At 75.1% G+C, this 20740-nt stretch carries 18 protein-coding genes; 10 read left to right on the top strand and 8 right to left on the bottom strand.

What is annotated here, in order from left to right:
* Positions 1 to 53 precede the first annotated feature (53 nt).
* A complete protein-coding gene (locus ACLQ22_RS02590; protein WP_425690870.1) occupies positions 54 to 1103 on the top strand; it encodes a hypothetical protein in 1050 nt (349 codons plus the stop codon).
* An 88-nt stretch (positions 1104 to 1191) separates the two neighbouring features.
* On the opposite strand, the gene ACLQ22_RS02585 is transcribed toward ACLQ22_RS02590, so the two are convergent.
* Positions 1192 to 1701: a DUF6912 family protein gene (locus tag ACLQ22_RS02585; RefSeq protein WP_366640690.1), complete on the bottom strand. Its 510-nt coding sequence runs from the start codon at positions 1699 to 1701 to the stop codon at positions 1192 to 1194.
* Positions 1702 to 1915: 214 nt separating this feature from the next.
* Between ACLQ22_RS02585 and ACLQ22_RS02580 the strand changes: the two genes are divergently transcribed.
* Complete coding sequence (locus ACLQ22_RS02580; protein ID WP_121396459.1) at positions 1916 to 2143, top strand: helix-turn-helix domain-containing protein; 228 nt, start codon at positions 1916 to 1918, stop codon at positions 2141 to 2143.
* Between the two features lie 104 nt (positions 2144 to 2247).
* A complete protein-coding gene (locus ACLQ22_RS02575; protein WP_425690869.1) occupies positions 2248 to 2844 on the top strand; it encodes an Rv3235 family protein in 597 nt (198 codons plus the stop codon).
* A 76-nt stretch (positions 2845 to 2920) separates the two neighbouring features.
* Here the strand turns inward: ACLQ22_RS02575 and secA are convergent, their stop codons facing one another.
* Complete coding sequence (secA, locus tag ACLQ22_RS02570; protein WP_425690868.1) at positions 2921 to 5842, bottom strand: preprotein translocase subunit SecA; 2922 nt, start codon at positions 5840 to 5842, stop codon at positions 2921 to 2923.
* 160 nt (positions 5843 to 6002) lie between these two features.
* On the opposite strand from secA, the gene ACLQ22_RS02565 reads away from it, so the two are divergent.
* Both ACLQ22_RS02565 and ACLQ22_RS02560 read left to right on the top strand, forming a co-directional pair.
* Entirely contained in the window at positions 6003 to 7166 is a 1164-nt protein-coding gene (locus ACLQ22_RS02565; protein WP_425690867.1) for a GNAT family N-acetyltransferase, read from the top strand.
* Positions 7163 to 8272, top strand: coding sequence for a GNAT family N-acetyltransferase (locus tag ACLQ22_RS02560; RefSeq protein ID WP_425690866.1), 1110 nt, complete (start codon positions 7163 to 7165; stop codon positions 8270 to 8272). The genes ACLQ22_RS02565 and ACLQ22_RS02560 overlap by 4 nt, the downstream gene beginning before the upstream one ends.
* A gap of 128 nt (positions 8273 to 8400) precedes the next feature.
* On the opposite strand, the gene hpf is transcribed toward ACLQ22_RS02560, so the two are convergent.
* The 5 genes from hpf to mtrA form a co-directional block, all read right to left on the bottom strand.
* The gene (gene hpf, locus ACLQ22_RS02555) at positions 8401 to 9033 is read right to left on the bottom strand and encodes a ribosome hibernation-promoting factor, HPF/YfiA family (protein WP_425690865.1); all 633 of its coding nucleotides are present in this window, start codon (positions 9031 to 9033) and stop codon (positions 8401 to 8403) included.
* Between the two features lie 246 nt (positions 9034 to 9279).
* Positions 9280 to 9984, bottom strand: a complete 705-nt coding sequence (locus tag ACLQ22_RS02550; protein WP_425690864.1) for a ComF family protein — start codon at positions 9982 to 9984, stop codon at positions 9280 to 9282.
* A 5-nt stretch (positions 9985 to 9989) separates the two neighbouring features.
* A complete protein-coding gene (locus ACLQ22_RS02545) occupies positions 9990 to 11783 on the bottom strand; it encodes an LpqB family beta-propeller domain-containing protein (protein ID WP_425690863.1) in 1794 nt (597 codons plus the stop codon).
* Positions 11780 to 13567, bottom strand: coding sequence for an MtrAB system histidine kinase MtrB (mtrB, locus tag ACLQ22_RS02540; RefSeq protein WP_425690862.1), 1788 nt, complete (start codon positions 13565 to 13567; stop codon positions 11780 to 11782). The genes ACLQ22_RS02545 and mtrB overlap by 4 nt, the downstream gene beginning before the upstream one ends.
* Before the next feature lie 12 nt (positions 13568 to 13579).
* The gene (gene mtrA, locus ACLQ22_RS02535) at positions 13580 to 14269 is read right to left on the bottom strand and encodes an MtrAB system response regulator MtrA (RefSeq protein WP_425690861.1); all 690 of its coding nucleotides are present in this window, start codon (positions 14267 to 14269) and stop codon (positions 13580 to 13582) included.
* Between the two features lie 199 nt (positions 14270 to 14468).
* On the opposite strand from mtrA, the gene ACLQ22_RS02530 reads away from it, so the two are divergent.
* The 5 genes from ACLQ22_RS02530 to ACLQ22_RS02510 are packed head-to-tail and all read left to right on the top strand — an operon-like array spanning position 14469 to position 19759.
* Positions 14469 to 15311: a hypothetical protein gene (locus tag ACLQ22_RS02530; RefSeq protein WP_425690860.1), complete on the top strand. Its 843-nt coding sequence runs from the start codon at positions 14469 to 14471 to the stop codon at positions 15309 to 15311.
* Positions 15308 to 15874 (top strand): DUF4129 domain-containing protein, encoded by a 567-nt coding sequence (locus ACLQ22_RS02525; protein WP_425690859.1) that lies wholly within the window; start codon positions 15308 to 15310, stop codon positions 15872 to 15874. The genes ACLQ22_RS02530 and ACLQ22_RS02525 overlap by 4 nt, the downstream gene beginning before the upstream one ends.
* On the top strand, positions 15871 to 17463 hold the full coding sequence (locus tag ACLQ22_RS02520) for a DUF4350 domain-containing protein (RefSeq protein ID WP_425690858.1): 1593 nt from the start codon (positions 15871 to 15873) through the stop codon (positions 17461 to 17463). The genes ACLQ22_RS02525 and ACLQ22_RS02520 overlap by 4 nt, the downstream gene beginning before the upstream one ends.
* Positions 17460 to 18452, top strand: a complete 993-nt coding sequence (locus tag ACLQ22_RS02515; protein ID WP_425690857.1) for an AAA family ATPase — start codon at positions 17460 to 17462, stop codon at positions 18450 to 18452. The genes ACLQ22_RS02520 and ACLQ22_RS02515 overlap by 4 nt, the downstream gene beginning before the upstream one ends.
* Positions 18449 to 19759, top strand: a complete 1311-nt coding sequence (locus ACLQ22_RS02510) for a DUF58 domain-containing protein (RefSeq protein WP_425690856.1) — start codon at positions 18449 to 18451, stop codon at positions 19757 to 19759. The genes ACLQ22_RS02515 and ACLQ22_RS02510 overlap by 4 nt, the downstream gene beginning before the upstream one ends.
* Here the strand turns inward: ACLQ22_RS02510 and ACLQ22_RS02505 are convergent.
* Entirely contained in the window at positions 19750 to 20712 is a 963-nt protein-coding gene (locus ACLQ22_RS02505; RefSeq protein WP_366640705.1) for a stage II sporulation protein M, read from the bottom strand. The genes ACLQ22_RS02510 and ACLQ22_RS02505 overlap by 10 nt on opposite strands.
* Positions 20713 to 20740: the final 28 nt, after the last annotated feature.

The raw sequence follows: 20740 nt of genomic DNA, 5'->3' as shown, positions 1-20740 counted from the left end.
TGGCCGGTGAACTGCCGGCCCACCGGGGCCGGGCGTCCGTCGGAGGGAAGACGATGACCAAGCAGCCCGGCAGCTCCGCAGCCGCGGAGTCGGACCCCGCCGGCGACAGCGCCACCGCGCCGGCGGACGCGACGAGCGGCACCGGTGCCGGGACCGGGCGCTCGGCCGACGGGACGGCGCCGGCGCTCGCGCCCGGTGCGCCGGTACTCGCGCTCCTGGCGCTCGGGTGGCTGGCCGCGATGCTCTGGTCGACCCGCGAGGTGATCAGCTCGGCGGCCGCCGGGCTCACCGCCATCAGCCTCTCCGCGTTCGCCCTGCCGGGGGTGATCTCGGCCGCGCTGGTCGCCGGCGCCGGCTTCGCCCTCTTCGGCGTCGACCTGCTCGCCCGCCGGGGCAGCGACCGGGTCACCCTGCGCTTCGTAGCGGCGATCGGCACCGGCCTGCTCGTCGGGCTCGCCGCCGCGTTCGCGATCAACCTGACGTACGCCGACAACGCGACCACCAACGTGATCGCCGCGACCACCGCCGCCGCCGCGACCGTCGGCGGGGCCATCGCCGGCGCCCGCAGCGGGTCCGTGGTCGGGGCTGTGGTGGCCGCCGCCCTCGGCACGCTGATCTTCGTGGTGGCCTTCAGCCGGGCCCGCGACCCGCTCTTCGACCTGTTCGGCGGCGGCGACACCCAGGAGTCGCTGCTCAGCGCCGCCAAGTGGGTGTCCCGCACCGAGTCGCTGCTCGCCGGCCTGCTGGCCGGGCTGCTGGCCTTCGGATACCTGACCCTGGCCCGCCGCCGGGCCGCCCGGCACGACGCGGCGGCGCCCGCGCCCCGCTGGCCCGCCTACCTGCTGGCCGGCGCCGGCCCCGGCCTGCTCCTGATCGTCGCCGAGGTGATCATCCGGGTCGGCGGGCGGTCCCTGCTCGACCTGGCCGGCGCGCTGAGCGAGGCGGACGCGGTGGCCCAGACCTCGCTGGGCACCTCCCGGATCGACAACGCCATCTGGGTGCTCTTCGTGGGCGCCCTGACCGCGATGATCGCCTTCGGCCGCACCCTGGGGCCGGCCCACGCCGACGACGACGAGCCGGCCGAGGCCGCCCCCACCCGCTGACCCCGGCGCCCGCCGCGCCGCCGGCCCGGGCGTCGCCCGTCGGTGCCGCCGGCATCGGTCGACACCCCGTCGGCGGGGCGCGCGGAGGTCAGGAGGTCGCGCGGAGCAGCAGGTCCAGCTCGGTGACGTCGTACCACTCCAGCTCGTGGTCCTCGGCACCGTCGACCGTGAACTGCGCGTCCTCGTCGCCGGCCAGGGCCTCGGTGACCACCTCCGCCGCGGCGGACACGTCGTCGACCGCGTCGGCGCCGTCCACGTGGACGGCCGCGACGGCGCCGACCGGCACGGGGGCGCCCAGCTCGACCGCGCTGGAGCCCAACTCCCCGTCGCCCCGGCCCACGGCCGAGGCGGGCAGGTCAACCGAGACGACGACCCGGCGGCGGGGCGCGTCGGGGTCGGCCCGGAGCAGCTGCAACGCGTCCTGGGCGGCCCGGGTGAAGGCGACGTACTCCAGCTCCTCCTCGTCGCCCTCGGCGTACCACTCCCGCAGGGTGGGGGTCACCGCGTGCGCGGCGGCCACCGGCAGGCCCGCGCCGCGCAGGAGGGTCAGCATCGGGACGGTCGCCGGCACGTACACCCGGACAAGCTCCTCGGTCACCGGTCGTCTCCCCCGCTCAGGTCCTGCGCCGGCCTCCGCCGGTACCGGCCGATCATGCCCTATGCCGTGACCGTCATACACCGCGCACCTTCCCGGTGGAAGCGTCCCGCCGGTGTGTCCCGGGGCGTGTCGCCGCAGGTGGCGTCCCGGCGGCTGGGCCATGTCGGCCGTCGGTGGCAAACTGAACCAAACGACGCCAACCCCGGGGGTTTTCGTGGAGCCGAGGTTCCTGCTGCTCTCCGACGTGGCCACCGAGCTGAACGTGTCGGACTCGCAGGTCTACCACATGGTGCGCAGCGGCGAACTGCCCGCGATCAAGATCGGCGGGCGCGGCCAGTGGCGGGTGGAACGCGCCCGGCTGGAGGAGTACATCGAGCGCAAGTACGCCGAGACGGCCGACTGGGTGCGCAGCAACCCGCTGGCCGACCGCGACCCGGAGTAACCGGACCGATCCGTACGGGCATTGACCGTGGACTCTGCCATGCCTGAGAATGGAAGCAGTCGGAGGCAAACGAAAGCAAACGCAAGATCATGGGAGGTAACCGGATGACCGACCCACGCCGCCCCGGGCCGGCGCGACCTCCCGTCCGGTTGCGCCCCGCCCCCTCGTTCGAGCCGCCGTTCACCGACGACGACGCCGCCCACTGGCCGGCTGCGGGCCACGCCCAGCTCGTCCTCGACCTGTTCGAGCCGTCCCGGCGCGAGGCCGACCGGCCACCCGGCCGACGGCAGCGGCCGGTGCCGAGCGGCCCCGGTAGGCGGCCCGCCGCCCCGCTGCCGCTGGACGCGCTGGTGACCGCCACCCCCGAGGCGACCCGGGCCGCGCACCGCTTCGTCCGCACCTGCCTGGAGGTGCTCAACGGCTACCGCCCGCCCGGGCAGCTCAGGCCGCTGCTCGACCCGGCTCGGGCGGCCGGGCTGCTGCCCGAACTGGCCCGCGCCACCGCCCGCTCCGGTCCGGTGCGCCGCCGGTCGACCCGACCGGCCGTACGCCTGCTCCGGCTGCGGGTCTGCGAGCCGCGCGCCGCCGCCGTCGAGGTGGCCGCGGTGCTCGCCAGCACGGGCGGGCGCACCTGGGCGATGGCGCTGCGCCTGGAGCACCGCCGGGGCAGCTGGCTCTGCACGGCCCTCCAGGTGCTCTGAAACGCAGGCGAGCCGCGGTCCCCAAGGACCGCGGCTCCACACTGCTCGGGCGGGCGCGGGCCCGCTCAACTGCTGGTCACGCGCCGCCGTTGGGGGAGCCGTGGCAGCGCTTGTACTTCCGGCCGGACCCGCACGGGCACGGCGCGTTGCGGGACGGACCGTTGCCGGCCTCCGCCTGCCCCGGTGCCACCCGCCGGTTGTTGCCGGCCGGGACGCCCGGGCCGCGCAGACCGGACGCCGGACGCTGCGGCGCCGCCGGGGCGGTCGTCCCCGGCGCGGCCGGGGCGGCCGGGACCGGACGACCGACACCCAGCGCGGGGGCCTGCTGTTCGTCACGCTCGACGGCCACCGCGCCGGCACCGGCCTCGCCGTCGATGGTCGGCGCGGAGTACTGCAGGCCCTGCTGCTGCGGCGCCCGGCCCAGGCCCTTCGCCCGGATCTCGACCGGCTTGTCGAGCAGCTGGACCTCCTCGGCCTCGGGCTCCGGCTCGTTGACCTGGACCTCGAGGTTGTAGAGGAAGCCGACCGTCTCCTCCTTGATGCCGTCCATCATGGTGGCGAACATGTCGAAGCCCTCGCGCTGGTATTCCACCACCGGGTCGCGCTGGGCGTACGCCCGCAGGCTGATGCCCTCCTGGAGGTAGTCCATCTCGTAGAGGTGCTCGCGCCACTTGCGGTCGATGACCTGGAGCAGGACCATCCGCTCCAGCTGGCGGGTGCCCTCCTCGCCGAGCTGCTCCTCGCGCCGGTCGTACGCGGCGTGCGCGTCCTCCTTGAGGCGGGCGAGCAGGAAGTCGGCGTCGATGCCGGCCCGCGAGCCGCCGGCCTCCTCCTCCAGCTCCTCGATGGTGATACCCACCGGGTAGAGCTGCTTGAGGCTGGCCCAGAGCTGCTCCAGGTCCCAGTCCTCGGCGTAGCCGTCGGCGGTGGCCCCCTGCACGTACGCGCCGACGACGTCGTCGATCATGTTGCGGACCTGGTCGGAGAGGTCCTCGCCGTTGAGCACCCGCAGCCGCTCGGCGTAGATCACCTGGCGCTGCTTGTTCATGACCTCGTCGTACTTGAGGACGTTCTTGCGGATCTCGGCGTTCTGGCCCTCGATCTGGGCCTGCGCGCTCTTGATCTGCTTGGTGACCATCTTCGACTCGATGGGCACGTCCTCCGGGATGTTGAAGCGCTCCATGACCGCCTCGACGGCGCCGGAGCGGAAGCGCTTCATCAGCTCGTCCTGGAGCGAGAGGTAGAAGCGGGACTCGCCGGGGTCACCCTGGCGGCCCGACCGACCGCGCAGCTGGTTGTCGATGCGGCGGGACTCGTGCCGCTCGGTGCCCAGCACGTAGAGGCCACCGGCGGCGGCGACCTCCTCCGCCTCGGCGTCGCAGGCCTGCTTCCACTGGGGCAGGACCTCCTCCAGCGCCTTGGCGTACTCCTCCTCCTGCTCGACCGGGTCGAGACCACGCTGGCGCAGCTCGTTGGCGGCGAGGAACTCGGCGTTGCCGCCGAGCAGGATGTCGGTGCCGCGGCCGGCCATGTTGGTGGCGACGGTGACGGCGCCCTTGCGGCCCGCCTGGGCGACGATCTCGGCCTCCCGGGCGTGGAACTTGGCGTTCAGCACGGAGTGCGGGATGCCGCGCCGGCGCAGCAGCTGGGAGATGATCTCGGAATTCTCCACCGAGACCGTGCCGACGAGCACCGGCTGACCCATCGCGTGCCGCTCGGCGATGTCCTCCACCACGGCGTTGAACTTGGCCTTCTCGGTCTTGTAGATCACGTCCGGCCGGTCCTGCCGGACCATCGGCCGGTGGGTCGGGATCGTCACCACGCCGACCTTGTAGACCTTGTTGAACTCGCCCGCCTCGGTCTGGGCGGTACCGGTCATGCCGGAGAGCTTCTCGTAGAGGCGGAAGTAGTTCTGGAGGGTGATGGTGGCCAGCGTCTGGTTCTCCTGCTTGATCTCCACCCCCTCCTTGGCCTCGATCGCCTGGTGCATGCCCTCGTTGTAGCGGCGGCCGTGCAGGATGCGACCGGTGAACTCGTCGACGATCAGGACCTCGCCGTCGCTGACGATGTAGTCCTTGTCGCGCTTGTAGAGCTCCTTGGCCTTGATGGCGTTGTTGAGGTAGCCCACCAGCGGGGTGTTGACCGACTCGTAGAGGTTGTCGATGCCCAGCCGGTCCTCGACCTTGGCCACGCCGCGCTCGGTGACCGCGATGGTGCGCTTGGAGTGGTCGACCTCGTAGTCGCCCTCGCCGTCCTTGCCGGGCTGGAGCCGGGCCACGACGCCCGCGAACTCGCCGTACCAGCGGGCGGAGTGCTCGGCCGGGCCGGAGATGATCAGCGGGGTGCGGGCCTCGTCGATCAGGATCGAGTCGACCTCGTCGACCACCGCGAAGTTGTGGCCGCGCTGGACCAGCTCCTCCTTCGACCACGCCATGTTGTCGCGCAGGTAGTCGAAGCCGAACTCGTTGTTGGTGCCGTAGGTGATGTCGCACTCGTAGGCGGCCCGGTGCTCGGTGGCCGGCCGGTTGGGCAGCACCACGCCGACGGTGAGGCCGAGGAACTCGTGCACCCGCCCCATCCAGGCGGCGTCGCGCTGGGCCAGGTAGTCGTTGACCGTGATGACGTGCACGCCGTCGCCGGAGAGCGCGTTGAGGTAGACCGGCATGACCGAGGTCAGGGTCTTGCCCTCACCGGTCTTCATCTCGGCGATGTTGCCGAAGTGCAGCGCCGCGCCGCCCATGACCTGGACGTCGTAGGGCCGCTGGCCGAGCACCCGGGCGGCCGCCTCACGGCAGACCGCGAACGCCTCCGGCAGCAGGTCGTCGAGGGTCTCGCCGTCGGCGAGCCGCTCCTTGAACTGGTCGGTCATGCCGCGCAACTCGTCGTCGGTGAGGTTGACGTAGTCGTCCTCGATCGAGTTGACGGCGGCGGCGATGGCCTTGAGCCGGCGCACCATACGGCCCTCGCCCGCGCGGAGGACCTTTTCCAGAATCGACACGGATCAACGCTCCCCTAGACAGTCTCGAACCATCGTAGGCGCTTCATCGGCGCGATGGTCACTGGTGGCGGCCCTCCGAGCCGGCGAAACCGACATAACACGCTCGACTCGCGCCGGCCCGCCGAAATCCGGTTACGCCGTCCGCGAACGGTCCGGCACGATGGCTCGGGTGGAACCTGTGGAGATCACCGAGGACGGCCTGTTGCTGCGACCCTGGCGGGCGACCGACGCCGACGCGGTGCACCGGGCGTGCCAGGACCCGGACATCCAGCGCTGGACCACCGTACCGCGCCCGTACCTGACCGAACACGCCCTCAGGTTCGTCACCGAGGTGACCCCGGCGGACTGGGCGGCGGGCACCGGGGCGCCGTTCGCGGTCTGCGACGCCGCCACCGGCGAGCTGCTCGGCTCGTGCGGGCTGGTCTCCGTCGACGCCGGCCTGCGCTCCGGCGAGATCGGCTACTGGACCGCGCCCTGGGCCCGGGGCGCCGGCGTCAGCGTCCGGGCCGCCCGGGCCGTCGCCCGCTGGGCGTTCGACTCGCTGGCGCTGCGCCGGCTGATCTGGCAGGCCGAGGTGGGCAACCACGCCTCCCGCCTGGTCGCGCTCCGGACGGGCTTCCGCGTCGAGGGCCGGCTGCGGCTCGCCGACCCCGCCCCCGACGGCAGTACGCAGGGCTGGATCGGCTCGCTGCTCCCGGGCGAGGTGCCCGCCCCCGGCGAGACCGGTCCGGCCGGCCCGGGGACCCTGGAGGCCCGCCGCGCCGCCGTCTTCGGCGGGCCCCAGCCCGTCCTCTTCGCCACCGCCGGCGCCACCGAGCTGCGGCTGCGCCCGATGGAGGAGCGCGACCTGGACGCGATCGTCGACACCTGCCGGGACCGGGAGACCCTCCGCTGGACCAGCGTGCCCGACCCGTACGAGCGGGCGGACGCCGAGTCGTACCTGGAGTTCGGCCGGGGCACCTGGGCCGGCGGCACCAGCGCCTGCTTCGTGGTCGCCGACGCCGAGGACCGGTACGTCGGCACGATCGACCTGCGACTCTCCGCCGCCGACCCGCTGCTGGCCGACGTCGGCTTCATGGCCGCCCCCGCGGCCCGGGGCCGGGGCTACCTGTCGGCCGCGCTGACCGCCCTGAGCGCCTGGGGATTCACCACGCTGGGCCTGGCCCGCATCGAGTGGCGGGCCCACGTCGGCAACACCGCCTCCCGTCGGGTCGCCGAGAAGGCCGGCTTCACGGTCGAGGGCATCGCCCGGAGCGGGCTCACCCACCGCGACGAGCGGGTGGACGTCTGGGTCGGCGCGCTGCTCGCCGGGGACCTGACGTGACGCCTGAGGTGATCGAGGCCGACGGGGTGCGGCTGCGGCAGTTCCGCCCCGCCGACGCCGCCGACCTGACCGCCGGCTGCGGCGACCCGGTCAACCTGCGCTTCAACCCCGGCATGCCGCAGCCGTACACCAAGGCCGACGCCCGCTGGTGGATCGCCGAGGGCGCCCCGGCGGCCTGGGCCACCGGCGGGGCCGCGTACGCCATCGCCGACCGGACCACCGACCGGCTGGTCGGCGGCGCGGGCATCGGCCAGGTCGTGGCGCCGCGCCGGCAGGCGGAGGTGGGCTACTGGGTCGCGCCGTGGGCGCGGCGGCGCGGGATCGCCACCGCCGCGACGCGGGCCCTGGCCGACTCGGCGCTCCGACACGGCATCGACCGGCTGGAACTGATGACCCACGCCGAGAACCCGGCCAGCCAGCGGGTGGCGCTCGCCGCCGGCTTCACCCACGAGGGGGTACGCCGGGCGGCCGGCCAGCTGCGCGGCGGCGGGCGGACGGACCTGCTCGCCTGGGTACGGCTCGCCGACGACCCGCCCGGTCCCGCCCCCCGGCTCCTGCCGGACCTGCCCGACGGCCGGCTCACCGACGGCGTGGTGACCCTGCGCCGGCTCGGCCCGGACGACGTCGACCTGATGTACCGCCTGCACACGCGGCCGGAGGTGGTGGCGAACCAGGCCCCACCGGTGCCCCCGACCCGGGCGGCCGTCGAGCGGCGTTGCCTGCTGGCCGAGAGCGCGTGGCTCACCGGTGCCATCGCCCGCCTGCTGATCGTCGACGCGGTCACCGGCGAGCCGGCGGGCAGTTGCGGGCTCAGCCTCTCCGACCCGGAGGCCGGTGAGGGTTCGATCGGCTACGCGCTCCTGCCCGACCAGCGGGGACGCGGGCTGGCCACCAGGGCGGTGCGGCTCCTGGCCGGCTGGGCGTTCGGCCCGGCCGGCATCGCCCGGCTGGTCGCCGGCACCGTGCCCGGCAACACCGCCTCGCACGGGGTCCTGGAGCGGCTCGGATTCCGCCGGGAGGGCCTGCTGCGCGGGCGGCTGCCGGGGCTCGCCGGCACCCGGCTCGACGACCTGGTCTTCGGGCTGCTCCCCGACGAACTCCGCTGACCCGCCCGTCCGCCCGGATCGGGTGTCGGGGCGCCCCGGGGCGACGTCGACCCCGGGCGCCCGGCGCGACTGCCCGCCCCGGGCGGGCCGTGGTGGCGGGGTGGGCCGCCACCACGGCGCCGGAGGGGTCAGACGGCGAGGGAGATGATTCCGTAGTCGTAGGCGTGCCGCCGGTAGACGACGCTCGGGCGGCCGGACTCCTTGTCCTGGAACAGGTAGAAGTCGTGGCCGACGAGTTCCATCTGGAACAGGGCGTCGTCGACGGTCATCGGCTCGGCGGGGTGCACCTTCTCCCGCGCGATGTGCCAGGGCTGGTCGCGTTCCTCCTCCTCGACCCGTTCGGCGACGGCGGTGGCCGTCCCGGCGCCGTCGGGGGACGCGCCCAGCGGCCCGTCGAGGCCGGCTACCGGCAGGCCGGCGGTGGCCGCGGCGACGGAGAGCGGCGCGTGCCGGCCCCGGTGGACACGGCGGCGGTCGGCCGCCCGGCGCAACCGGGTGTCCAGCTTGGCGATGGCCGCGTCGAGCGCGCTGTAGAAGTCGTTCGTGCAGGCCTCCGCCCGGATCACCGGGCCACGGGAAACGCAGGTGATTTCGACGCGCTGGCAGTGGTCCGCCTGGCGTGGATTGCGCTCGTGAAACAGCTCTACATCGACACGAATAAGTTTGTGGTCGTAGCGTTCGATCTTCGCGAGTTTCTCCGCCACGTGCACCCGGTAATGATCCGGCACTTCGACGTTACGGCCCTTGACCACGATGTCCATGTGACCTCCCTAGTTCGGACGGTCGTTCGTTCCGGCATCCGGTCGCGCCCCTGGGGGAGGTCCCACTCGGCGTCGACCGGTCAGTGCGGCTACGCCTCCTTTCACCGCCGGGGCGGGTGGAAAGACCTCCTACCCCCGACACGAAAACGCTAACTCCTGTTCGCCCGACAGTCACCCCCGGTCGCCACGACAACTAACAATTTTTCACAGCTCATACACCAACGGGTGAAACGGAAACACGCACCGTCACAACTTGCGCCGTTTCTCGGTCGCGGCGAGCACCGCGGCGACCGTCGGTGACAGCCCGCTCGCGGTCAGCGCCCGCCCCACCGTGGCGAGGGTGGCCCCGGTGGTCAGGATGTCGTCGAGCACCACCACCGCCGCCCCGTCGGGCGCGGACGGGACCCGCGGGCGCACCCGGAAGGCCGCCTCGGCCGCCGCCGCCCGACCGGCGCTGTCCAGCGTCACCGAGTCGGGGCGGGGCAGGGCCCGCAGCGGTCGCCGCACCCGCACCGGCCAGCCCGCCCGGCGCAGCCGGTCCGCGCAGTGCCGGGTCAGCCGGTCGAGGTGGTCGCCGTAGCGGGCGCGGGCCGCCGCTGCGGTGTCCGGCACCGGCACCAGCGTCACCGGGCGGACCCCGCCCACCGCCGCCGCCACGACCTCGGCGAGCAGCGACCCCAGCGGCCGGGCCAGCCCGTGCCGGCCGTGGTCCTTGTACGCCAGCAGCGCCTCCCGCAGCGGGCCCGCGTACGGGCCGAGGGCGACGCAGGGCGGCAGGTCGGGCGGGGCCGGGGTCGGGCGTACGGCCCGGGGGCGCAGCGCGCCGAGCGCCGCCACGCACTCCGGGCAGACGCCGTGCCGCAGCCCCGGCCGGCGCTCGCGGCAGCCGGCGCACTCCACGGGCAGCACCAGGTCGGTGAGGTCCGCCCAGAGCCCGCCGAGATCCCGCACGGAGATCAGTAGAGGAAGAAGGGGGCGGTCGGGTTGCCGGCGCGCGCCCCGGCCGACGGCGCGACCTCCTGCACCTGCTCGGGCTGGATCCGCTCGAACGGGCCGCTGCGGTACGCCACCCCGTTCGCCTCGTACATCGCGGCGCCGACGCGCCCCACGGCGTTCGCCGGGTACGCGGCCAGGTGCGTCACCCGGGCGCCGATCTTGTCCTCCAGCCGGCTCTCCCGAGCGCCGTCCACGCTGACCTCGTAGACCGCCGGGCGGCCGACCGCGCCCGCGAGGACCAGGGCGTTCTCGCCGTACCAGTCGACGGCCGACAGGCTGGTCAGCCGGGTGTGCAGCCGACGGGCCGGGCCGGGGGTGACCCCCGCGCCGTCGGGGCTGAGGGCGGCGACGTAGAGCGCGCCCCCGGCGATGGCGGCGATCCGGTGGCCGTCCAGCGAGGCCGCCACCGCGGTCACCGGGCCGGGCACGCCCAGCGACACGGCGGTGAGCTGCGCCTGGGCGTCGAAGCGGTACAGGCTTCCGTCGGCGACCACCAGCCCGGCCGGCTGCCCCCGGTACGTCGAGCGCAGCCAGACGGGCCGGCTCATGGCGGCGTAGCCCTTGGCGCTGCGGCTGAACACGGCCACCGGGTCGGTGCCGGTGCCGACGGAGAGCCACTGTCGGCCGGCGTCGGTGACCACCAGCGCCGCCAGGATCTGGTTGTCGGCGCGGCTGAGCCCGGCGGACACGACGTTCCGGTTGGCCTTGGCGTCCACGGGCACCGGGCCGCTCGGCTCGCCGGCGTAGGCCAGCGGGTGGACGGCTCCCTCGTAGACGCAGAACCGCTGGAAGCTCTCCGGGAGCTGGTGCACCGGGCGGTCCAGGCGCCGCCGCTCCAGGTCCGGGATCAACTCCTGGGACTGGTTGCGGATCTTGATGTCGAGCGGCCCGTCGAAGTCCGGCAGCGACCAGGCGAGCTGCGTGCCGAGCTGCTCCAGCCGGGCCTTGTTCTCCGGCATCTCCAGGTCGACCTCCCAGCGGCCGTCCGTCCGGGTGGCGTTGTTGATCAGGCGGGTGCCGTCCGGCAGCCTGCTCACGGCCGTGCCGAGCCAGGCGGAGGGGCCGGCGGTCAGCCACTTGACCACCTCGCTCACCCGCCGCTCGTCCGGCACGGCGAGGGGGAGGTAGCGCTGGTCGGGGACGAGGCGGCTGCGGTCGTTGTTCCAGAAGTAGATCGTCCGGCTCTGGTAGTACGTCTCCAGCGCCTCGACGCTGAGCAGCAGCGCGGTCGGCGGGTTCGCCACGTACAGGCCCCCGTCCGCCAGGCCCTCCTGGCCGGGCTGGCTGCGCAGCTCGAACGTGTACGTCGTGGTGCTCGTCTCGGGCGGGCCCAGCGTGCCGTCGTTGCGCAGCTGCCCGACCTGCTGCACCTTGAGGGTGACCTCGGTCCGGTCCGGGGCGGGCTCGATCACCGGCTCCTCGGTGAGCCGGACGACGGCCAGCGCGACCTCGCTGCCCTGCTTCACCTGGAGACGGTCGCGGTCGGCCGGCGCGATGAACTGCCGGACCCGTTGGTAGGCGCGGTCCGGCTCGCCGGCCGCGGCGGAGAGGAAGTTCTCGACGAACAGCTCCGCGTCGGCGCCGGCCGCGCTCCGGCTCGGGGGCTCGCCCCGGCTGCCGCTGGTCGAGCCGCCCTCCGCCGCCGGGCCCGGCCCGTCCACCGTGACCTCGGTGTTCTCCGGGATGCCGCAGCCGACCGCGCCGCTCAGCAGCAGCGCGCCGCCGAGCAGGCCGGCGAGCAGCCGACGCCTCACGACCCCACCTCCGCGTGCCCCCCGTTGCCCGGCCGGCGCGGACCGACGGCCAGCGCGCCGTCGGTGCCCGGCCCGATCGTGAGCGCGCCCCCGGTGCCGGGGCCGATGGCCAGCAGCCCGCCCGCCCGGGGTCCGCCGAAGGGCAGCGTGGCGTCGGCCGGGACCAGCCGCAGCGGCGAGGTGGTCAACCGGTCGCCGGCCCGCGACGGCAGGGTGAGCCGGAACTGGGCGCCCTGCCCGGGCGCGCCCCACGCCTCCAGCCAGCCGCCGTGCAGCCGGGCGTCCTCCAGGCTGATCGACAGGCCGAGCCCGGTGCCGCCGGTCTGCCGGGCCCGGGACGGGTCGGCCCGCCAGAACCGGTTGAACACCAGCTTCTCCTCGCCCGGCTTGAGCCCCACCCCGTGGTCGCGGACGGTGATCGCCACCGCCGTGTCGTCCACCCCGAGCGTGATCAGCACCGGCTTGGCCTCGCCGTGCTCGACGGCGTTGCCGACCAGGTTGCGCAGCACCCGCTCCACCCGCCGGGGGTCGACCTCGGCGATCACCGGGGTGCCGGGGACGTCCAGCTCGATGGCCACCCCGACGCGCTCGGCGAGACCGGCCAGGCGGTCGGCCACCCGGTGCACGACCGGCACCAGGTCGGTCGGCTCGGAGTCCAGCATGGCGAAGCCGGCGTCGAAACGGCTGATCTCCAGCAGGTCGGTGAGCAGTTCCTCGAACCGGTCCAGCTCGGCCTGGAGCAGCTCGGCGCTGCGGGCCACCGCCGGGTCGAACTCGTCCCGCTCGGCGAAGATCAGGTCGGCGGCCATCCGGACCGTGGTCAGCGGCGTACGCAGCTCGTGCGAGACGTCGGAGGTGAAGCGGCGTTGCAGCCGGGACATCTCCTCCAGCCGCAGGATCTGCCGTTGCAGGTTGGTCGCCATCTGGTTGAACGACGCGGCGAGCAGCGCGAGGTCGTCCTCGCCGTTGACCACCATCCGCTGGTCGAGCAGGCCGGCGGAGAGCCGCTGGGCCGTGCGGGCGGCCACCCGTACCGGGGTCACCACCAGCCGGGTGACCAGGCCGGCGAGCAGGGCGAGCAGGAGCACCAGGGCCGCTCCGGTGGCGGCCACGGTGCCCCGTACGTCGGCGGCCGTGGCGTCCTGCCGGGTCAGCGGCACGAGGTAGTAGAGCTCCACCTGGCCGAACCGGGTGGGCACCGGCGAGCCGTAGACCAGGTACTTCGTGCGCTTCTCGCCCAGCCGGCCGGTGCGGATCTGGCTGGCGACCTTGCCCCCGGCGACGGTCTCGCGCAGCTCGCGGCTGATCAGCGGGCGGACGTTGACCGCGGGCGAGGACCGGGGCTGGATGGCCCCGGTGTGGTTGTCGGCGGTGAGCGCCACGATCACGCCGGTGGTCTGCTGCGGGTCACCGCCGGCCAGGTAGTTGACCGTGCCGTCGATGGTCTCCTGGAGCTGACCCTCCTGCGGCTGGTTGTAGAGGCCGAACTGCTTCGCCGCGTAGTCCGCGCCGCCACCCAGCCGCAGCCGCACGTCGGTCTCGACGTTCTCCACGAGGATGCCGGTGATCTTGTCGGCGATCAGGTAGGCGAAACCGCCCACCAGCAGGCTGGAGGCGACCAGGGTGATGGTCACCACCCGCAGCTGGAGCGACCGCCGCCAGCTCTGGTGCAACCCGGCGAGCAGGCGGGCGGCCCGGCCGCTCACGCCACGCCACAGCTCGCGCGCGGCGACACGCCGGCGCGGAGCTGCCGTCGGGGGGTCCGGAATCGGGGAGGTGGCCACAGTGTGACCAGGCTATCCGGTGCCCGCCTTGTAGCCCACGCCCCGCACGGTGAGGATGATTTCCGGCCGCTCCGGATCCGGTTCGATCTTGGCCCGCAGCCGCTGCACGTGCACGTTGACCAGCCGGGTGTCCGCCGCGTGCCGGTAGCCCCAGACCTGCTCCAGCAGCACCTCGCGGGTGAAGACCTGGCGCGGCTTGCGGGCGAGCGCGACCAGCAGGTCGAACTCCAGCGGCGTCAGCTTCACCTCCTCGCCGTTGCGGCTGACGGTGTGCGCCGGCACGTCGATGGTGATCTGGTTGCCGGGCGGCCCGATGGTCAGCATCTCCGGGGCGACGTCCTCGCCCCGGCGCAGCCGCGCCCGCATCCGGGCGACCAGCTCCTTGGGCTTGAACGGCTTGACCACGTAGTCGTCGGCCCCGGACTCCAGGCCGAGGACCACGTCGACAGTGTCGCTCTTGGCGGTCAGCATGACGATCGGCACGCCCGACTCGGCCCGGATCGACCGGGCCACGTCGATGCCGCTCATGCCGGGGAGCATGAGGTCGAGCAGGACGATGTCGGGCCGGCTCTCGCGGAACGCGGCCAGCGCCCGCTCCCCGTCGGCGACGAAGGAGGGCAGGAAACCCTCGCTGCGCAGGACGATGCCGAGCATCTCGGCGAGCGCGGGGTCGTCGTCGACCACCAGTACCCGGGCTCTCATGGGGTTAATGTTTCCATCCCGTTCAGTTCGGTGGGATCCACGTCACCCGGCACGCTACTGCCGTGGGACGCCGCCGCCCAGCAACCGACGCCCGGCGTCGCCGCCCCGGCGTGCGGGTCCACCCGATCGGAACCCGCGTGTCACCATGATCCCCGCGTGCGCCGTCACGCGCCACCGCCGCCCGTCCCCAGGAGTACGCGTGCCCGACGCCGGCCCGACCGCCGTGCTCCCGCGCCGCCCCCTCACGGTCGGTGAGCTGCTGGACTCCGCGGTCCTGCTGCTGCGCGGCCAGGCCCGGGTGCTGGTTCCGCTCGCCCTCGTCCTGACCGTGGGCGAGCAGCTCCTGCTCCATCCGCTGCGGCTCGCCGCCGGCACCGTACCGCCGGTCTGGTTCGTCGAGTTCGACCGGTTCGGCGTGTTCTGGCTGCTGCTGGCGGTGGGCGCGGCGACCGAGGCGGTGATCGTCCTGCTGCTCGGCAACCCGGCCGCCCGGGCCGCCGGAGCCGCGCTGTTCGGCCGCGCGGCGGGCCCCCGGGAACTGCTCCGCCCGGCCGGCGCGCGCTGGGGCGCCACCGCGCTGCTCGCCGTCCTCGTCGGCGTGCTGATGTGCGGGGTCGCGCTGTTCGGGCCGGCGTGGATCGTCGGGTTCGCCCTGCTCGGCGCCGTGGCGCCGGCACTGGTCGTCGACCGGGTGCACCCGCTGCGCGCCCCGCTGCGCGCCGCCGCCCTGGCCGTCCGCGCCGCCGGCCGGGCCGGCTGGATCCGGCTGCTCGGCTACCTGGTGTGGTGGATCGTCCGCGTCGGCCTCGGCGTCGGCGTCTACCTCGGGCTGGACTCGTTCGACCTCGTCGACCGCGCCTGGGCCGGGTGGCTGTCGCTGGCCGTCTGGGCGGGCGTGAACAGCGTCGCCTACCCGGCCCTGGCCTGCCTGGACGCGGTGCTGCACCTGGAGACCCGGATGCGTACCGAGGGCCTGGACATCCGGCTCTCCCGGGCCCGGGCGGGCACGCCGGAGACCATCCTGCTGGCGGCCGGGCGATGAGCTTCAGCCGGTGGTGGACCGAGACCACGGCGGCGCTCGGCGACCGGGTGCCGCTGTCCCTGGTCGCGCTGCTGCTGGTGCTCGCCGCGGTGCTGGTCGCGGCCGGCTGGTACACGTTCCCGGCCTGGGTCCCCCGGCGGTTGCCCCGGCTGCGCCGACGCCGCCGGAAGAGCTCGCCGCCGGACGCCCCGCCGCCGGTCGTCCCCGCTCCCCGCGAGCCCGAGTTGCCGGCCGCCGCGTACGTCTCCCTCGCGGACCGGCTCGCCGCCGAGGGCCGGTACGCCGAAGCCGTCCGGGAGCGGCTGCGCGCGATGGTCCGGGAGCTGGCCGCCCGCCGCGTGGTGCAGCCGCAGCCCGGCATGACCGTCGCCGAGCTGGTGCGGGCCGCGACGGACACCCGGCCCCAGGTGGGCCCACCGCTGAGCGCCGCCGGCGCGATCTTCTCCGAGCTCTGGTACGGCCAGCGCCACGCCTCTGCCGAGCACGACCACCGGATGCGCGAGCACGCCGCCGACCTGGACCGGGTGCTGACCGGCCGACCCGAGGACGGGCCACGACCATGAGCGCACAGGCCACCGCCGTCCCATCGGCGCCACGCGCGGACGCCGCCCCCCGGCGACGACGCCGCCGGCACCGGCTGCTGATCCCGCTGGGCCTGGCCGCGGCGCTGCTGGCCACCACCCTGATCACCCACGCGGTCGACCAGCCCGACCCCGGCGACCGGGGTTTCCTCTCCCCCGTCGCGACCGGGGACGACGGCGGCAGCCGGCTCGCCGACGCGCTGCGGGAACGGGGCGTCACCGTGCAGCGGGAGACGGACACGCTGCGCGCCCTGCTGGCCGCCCGCAGCGGCGCGGCCACGCTCTTCGTGCCCGCGCCGGCGCTGCTGCACCCGGACACGGTCGGCGCGTTGGACTCGCTGCCCTCGGCCACCAGGCTGGTGCTGGTGGACCCGCCGCGGCGGGTGCTGGAGGCGGTCAGGCTGCTGCCGGTGGAGCCGGCCGGCCGCCGGTGGGCCGCGCAGGCGGTGGGGCCGGACGCGCGTGGCCTGCCCTGCCCGTTGCCCGAGCTGCGTCAGCTCGGGCGCGTGGCGGTCGGGCTGCAACGCTACGCGCTCGCCCTGGGCGCGTCGGCGCCCGTCAGGTTCTGCTTCGCCGACGGGCTCGCCCTGTTGTCCCGGGTCCCCGAGAGCACCGTGGCGGTGGGCGCCAGCGACCCGTTCCGCAACGACCGGATCGACGAGTGGGACAACCGGGCGTTCGCCACCGCGCTGCTCGGCGGGCCGGGCCGGGTGGTGTGGCTCGACCTGGACGGCCCCGAACCCCCGCCGGTCTTCGGCGACGGCAACAGCGGCAGCCCGGCCTGGTCGCCGACGCCGGGCGGCTCCACCGGGAACGGCGGCCCCGGCCGCGGCACCGGGGACGGCGACGGGCGACCCGGCGACCCGGCGGGCCCGGGCGGGGAGCCCGACGACGACAGCGAAAGCGAGGGCCGCGACGACTCCCGGGCCGACAGACCCGACCCGCCGAACCCGCTCTGGTCCGCCTTCCCCGCGTGGCTGTGGGCGTTGCTGGCCCAGCTCGCCGTGGCCGCCCTGCTGGCCGCGCTCTGGCGGGCCCGCCGGCTCGGCCCGCCGGCGGTGGAGCCGCTGCCGGTCACGGTCCGCTCGGCGGAGACGGTGCTCGGCCGGGCGCGGCTCTACGAGAAGGCGGGCGCCCGGGACGCGGCCGCGCGGACGCTACGGACCGCCGCCCTGGACCGCCTGACGCCCCGGCTGCACCTGCCGCCGACCGCGCCGCCGGCCGACGTGGCCGCGGCGGTCGCCGCCCGCACCGGCGACGACCCCCGGTGGACCTACGAGGTGCTGCACGGCGCCGGGCCCGAGACCGACCAGGACCTGCTGGACCTGGCCCGCGCGCTGGACCGGCTGACCCGCGTCGCCGCCCCGCACGCCACCGACGGCCCGCACCCGCCCGCCGAGGCACCGCCGCCGGCCGCCGCCGCCGGGCCGCACCCGCCCGCCGAGGGGCCGGTGGCTCAGCCGCCCGGTCCGGTGCAGCCAGCGCCGCCCCCGCCTGCCGCGCCGCCCGCCGAAGGGCCGCCCCCGCCAGCCGCACCGCACCCGCACCGAGCCGAAGGAGACCCCCGGTGACCCGACCCGCCGGTACCACCGAGCCGCCGACCACCGACCCCGTCGACCCCCGCGCCGCCCTGCACCGGCTGCGCGCCGAGGTCGCCAAGGCGGTCGTCGGGCAGGACGCGGTCGTCACCGGCCTGGTGATCGCCCTGCTCTGCCGCGGGCACGTGCTGCTGGAGGGCGTGCCGGGCGTGGCCAAGACCCTGCTGATCCGCACCGTGGCCACCGCCCTCGACCTCGGGTCCAAGCGGGTGCAGTTCACCCCGGACCTGATGCCGGGCGACGTCACCGGCTCGCTGATCTTCGACCCGCGCACCGCCGCCTTCACCTTCCGCGAAGGGCCGGTCTTCACCAACCTGCTGCTCGCCGACGAGATCAACCGGACGCCGCCGAAGACCCAGTCGGCGCTGCTGGAGGTGATGGAGGAGCGGCAGGTCTCGGTGGAGGGCGAACGGCGGGCGCTGCCCGACCCGTTCATCGTCGCCGCCACCCAGAACCCGATCGAGTACGAGGGCACCTACCCGCTGCCGGAGGCGCAGCTCGACCGGTTCCTGCTCAAGCTCACCGTGCCGCTGCCCAACCGGGACGAGGAGCTGGGCGTGCTCCGCGCGCACCACGCCGGCTTCGACCCCCGCGACCTGGGCGCCGCCGGCGTACGGCCGGTGGCCGACGCGGCCGACCTGGCGGCGGCCCGGGCGGCGGTCGGCCGGGTGCACGTGGCGGAGCCGCTCTTCGGCTACATCGTCGACCTCTGCCGGGCCACCCGCAACACCCCGGCGCTGGAGCTGGGCGCCTCGCCCCGAGGCGCCACCGCGCTGCTCAACACGGCCAAGGCGTGGGCCTGGCTGGCCGGCCGCGACCACGTCGTACCGGACGACGTGAAGGCGGTCGCCCGGCCGACGCTGCGGCACCGGCTGCGGCTGCGCCCCGAGGTGGAACTGGAGGGCGTCGGCGTCGACGCGGTGCTGGACACGGTGCTCGCCACCGTGCCGACGCCGCGATGACCTGGCAGGCGGCGCTCCTGCTGGCGGTCGGCGCGCTGACCCTGCCGGCCTGGCCGTCGCCGTTCGCCGGGCTGCTGGTGATGACCGGGGCGGTGCTGCTGCTGGTGCTGCTCGACCGGGCGCTGGCCGCGCCGCCGGGCGCGCTCACCGCCGCCCGGGAGGGGGACCGCGCGGTCCGCCTCGGCGGCACCGCCACCGTCACGCTGCTGCTGCACAACCCCTCCGGCCGTACGCTGCGGGCCAAGGTCCGCGACGCCTGGGTGCCCTCCGCCGGCGCCCGCCCCGACGTGCCCCCGGCGCGGCTGGTACGCGTCGAACCGGGCACGACGGTGGCGCTGCCCAGCCGGCTCACCCCCGTCCGGCGGGGCGACCGGCCGGCGGTGGCGCTGACGGTGCGCTCGTTCGGGCCGCTGGGCCTCGGGTTCCGGCAGCGCTCCGGAAGGCCGGCCACCCCACCGTGGACGGTGCGCGTGCTGCCCCGCTTCGACTCCCGCCGGCACCTGCCGGAGAAGCTGTCCCGGCTGCGGGTCATCGACGGCACCCAGGTGAGCCGAGGACGGGGTCAGGGCACCGAGTTCGACACCCTCCGCGAGTACGTGGTCGGCGACGACGTGCGGTCGATCGACTGGCGGGCGAGCGCACGCCGGGCCGACGTGCTGGTGCGCACGTGGCGGCCGGAGCGGGACCGCCGGCTGCTCTGCGTGCTGGACACCGGACGGACGTCTGCGGTGCGGGTCGGCGACGAACCCCGGCTGGACACCGCGATCGACGCCGCGCTGCTGCTCACCGCCCTCGCCGCCCGCGCCGGCGACCGGGTCGACCTGCTCGCCGCCGACACGGCGGTGCGGGCCACCGTCACCGGCACCGGCGGGCCGGCCCTGCTCTCCCGGGTGGTGCACGCCCTCGCCCCGCTCCAGCCGACGCTGGCGGAGACGGACTTCGACCTGATCGCGGGCGAGCTGCTGCGCCGGCAGCGCCAACGCAGCCTCGTGGTGCTCTTCACCGCGTTGGAGGCCGGCGCCCTCGGCGAGGGGCTGCTGCCGGTGCTCCCCCGGCTGGCCGCCCGGCACAAGGTGGTGATCGCGGCGACGCACGACCCGGTGCTGACCGCCCTCACCACCGCCGTCCCGCAGCGGCCGGGGGACGCCTACGCCGCGGCGGCGGCCTGGCGGGCGCTCGCCGAACGCGACCGGGTCCGCGCCGCCCTGGGCCGGCACGGCGTGACCGTGGTCGACGCCCCGGCGGGCCGGCTGGCCCCCACGCTGGCCGACACCTACCTGCGCCTGAAGGCCCTCGGTCAGCTCTGATCAGGTTCGGCGGCGACGGCGCGGCGACCGAGGACCACCACGTACGCCAGGAAGGCGAGCCAGACGGCGGCGCCCGCGGCGACGCGGAGCGGAACCGGCACGGGCGCGGGGGTCACGAACGCCTCGATGACGGCGGAGACCGCGAAGAGCCCCACCAGCCCGAGGGCGACGAGGACGCCCTCGCGTCCCGCCCGGGCCACCGCCTGCCCCCGGGTGAGCTGCGTCGGCGGCGCGATCCACGCCCACCCGATGCGCAGGCCCACCCCGGCGGCCACGAAGACGCCGGTGAGTTCCAGCAGCCCGTGCGGGGTGATCAGGCCGAAGAAGACGTCTGCGCGGCCGTAGGCGACCATCACCCCGCCGACCACGCCGATGTTGAGGGCGTTCTGCCAGAGCAGGTAGAGCACCGGGACGATCAGCACCCCGGCGGCGAGGCACTGGGCGGCGAGCCAGGCGTTGTGCGTCCACAGGTGGAAGGCGAACGTCGGCGCGGAGAACTCGGTGTAGTAGCCGGCGAAGCCGGACTCGACCAGGTCGGCGGCCGCCGCGTCGCCGATGAAGGCCGCCGCCGTCTGCGGGTTGCCGGCGACGAACCAGATGAGAAAGAGGCTGAGCAGGCTGAACCCGGTCGCCACCCCGCACCACCAGGGCCAGGCGCGGTAGACCGCGGCGGGGAAACCGGCCACGAGGAACCGCCCGACCGCCGCCCACGACGGGCGCGGGCGCCCGGTGAGCCGGGCCCGGGCGCGCAGCACCACCTGGGAGAGCTGACTGACCAGCGCCGGGTCGGGTGAGCGGCTGCGCAGCACCGACAGCTGGGTGGTCGCGCGCTGGTAGAGGGCGACCAGCTCGTCGACCTCGGCGGCGTCAAGCCGGCCGCGCCCGGAGAGTTCCTCCAGCCGTCGCCACTCCCCGCCGTGTTCCGCGACGTACGCGTCGAGATCCACCGTCACCCCCGTCCGGCGATCATAGTGTTCACTG

The sequence above is a fragment of the Micromonospora sp. DT178 genome (assembly GCF_049841695.1).
GTDB lineage: Bacteria > Actinomycetota > Actinomycetes > Mycobacteriales > Micromonosporaceae > Micromonospora.
The sequence above is the reverse complement of the archived record's forward strand: the minus strand, read 5'-3'. Positions and strand labels throughout refer to the sequence as shown.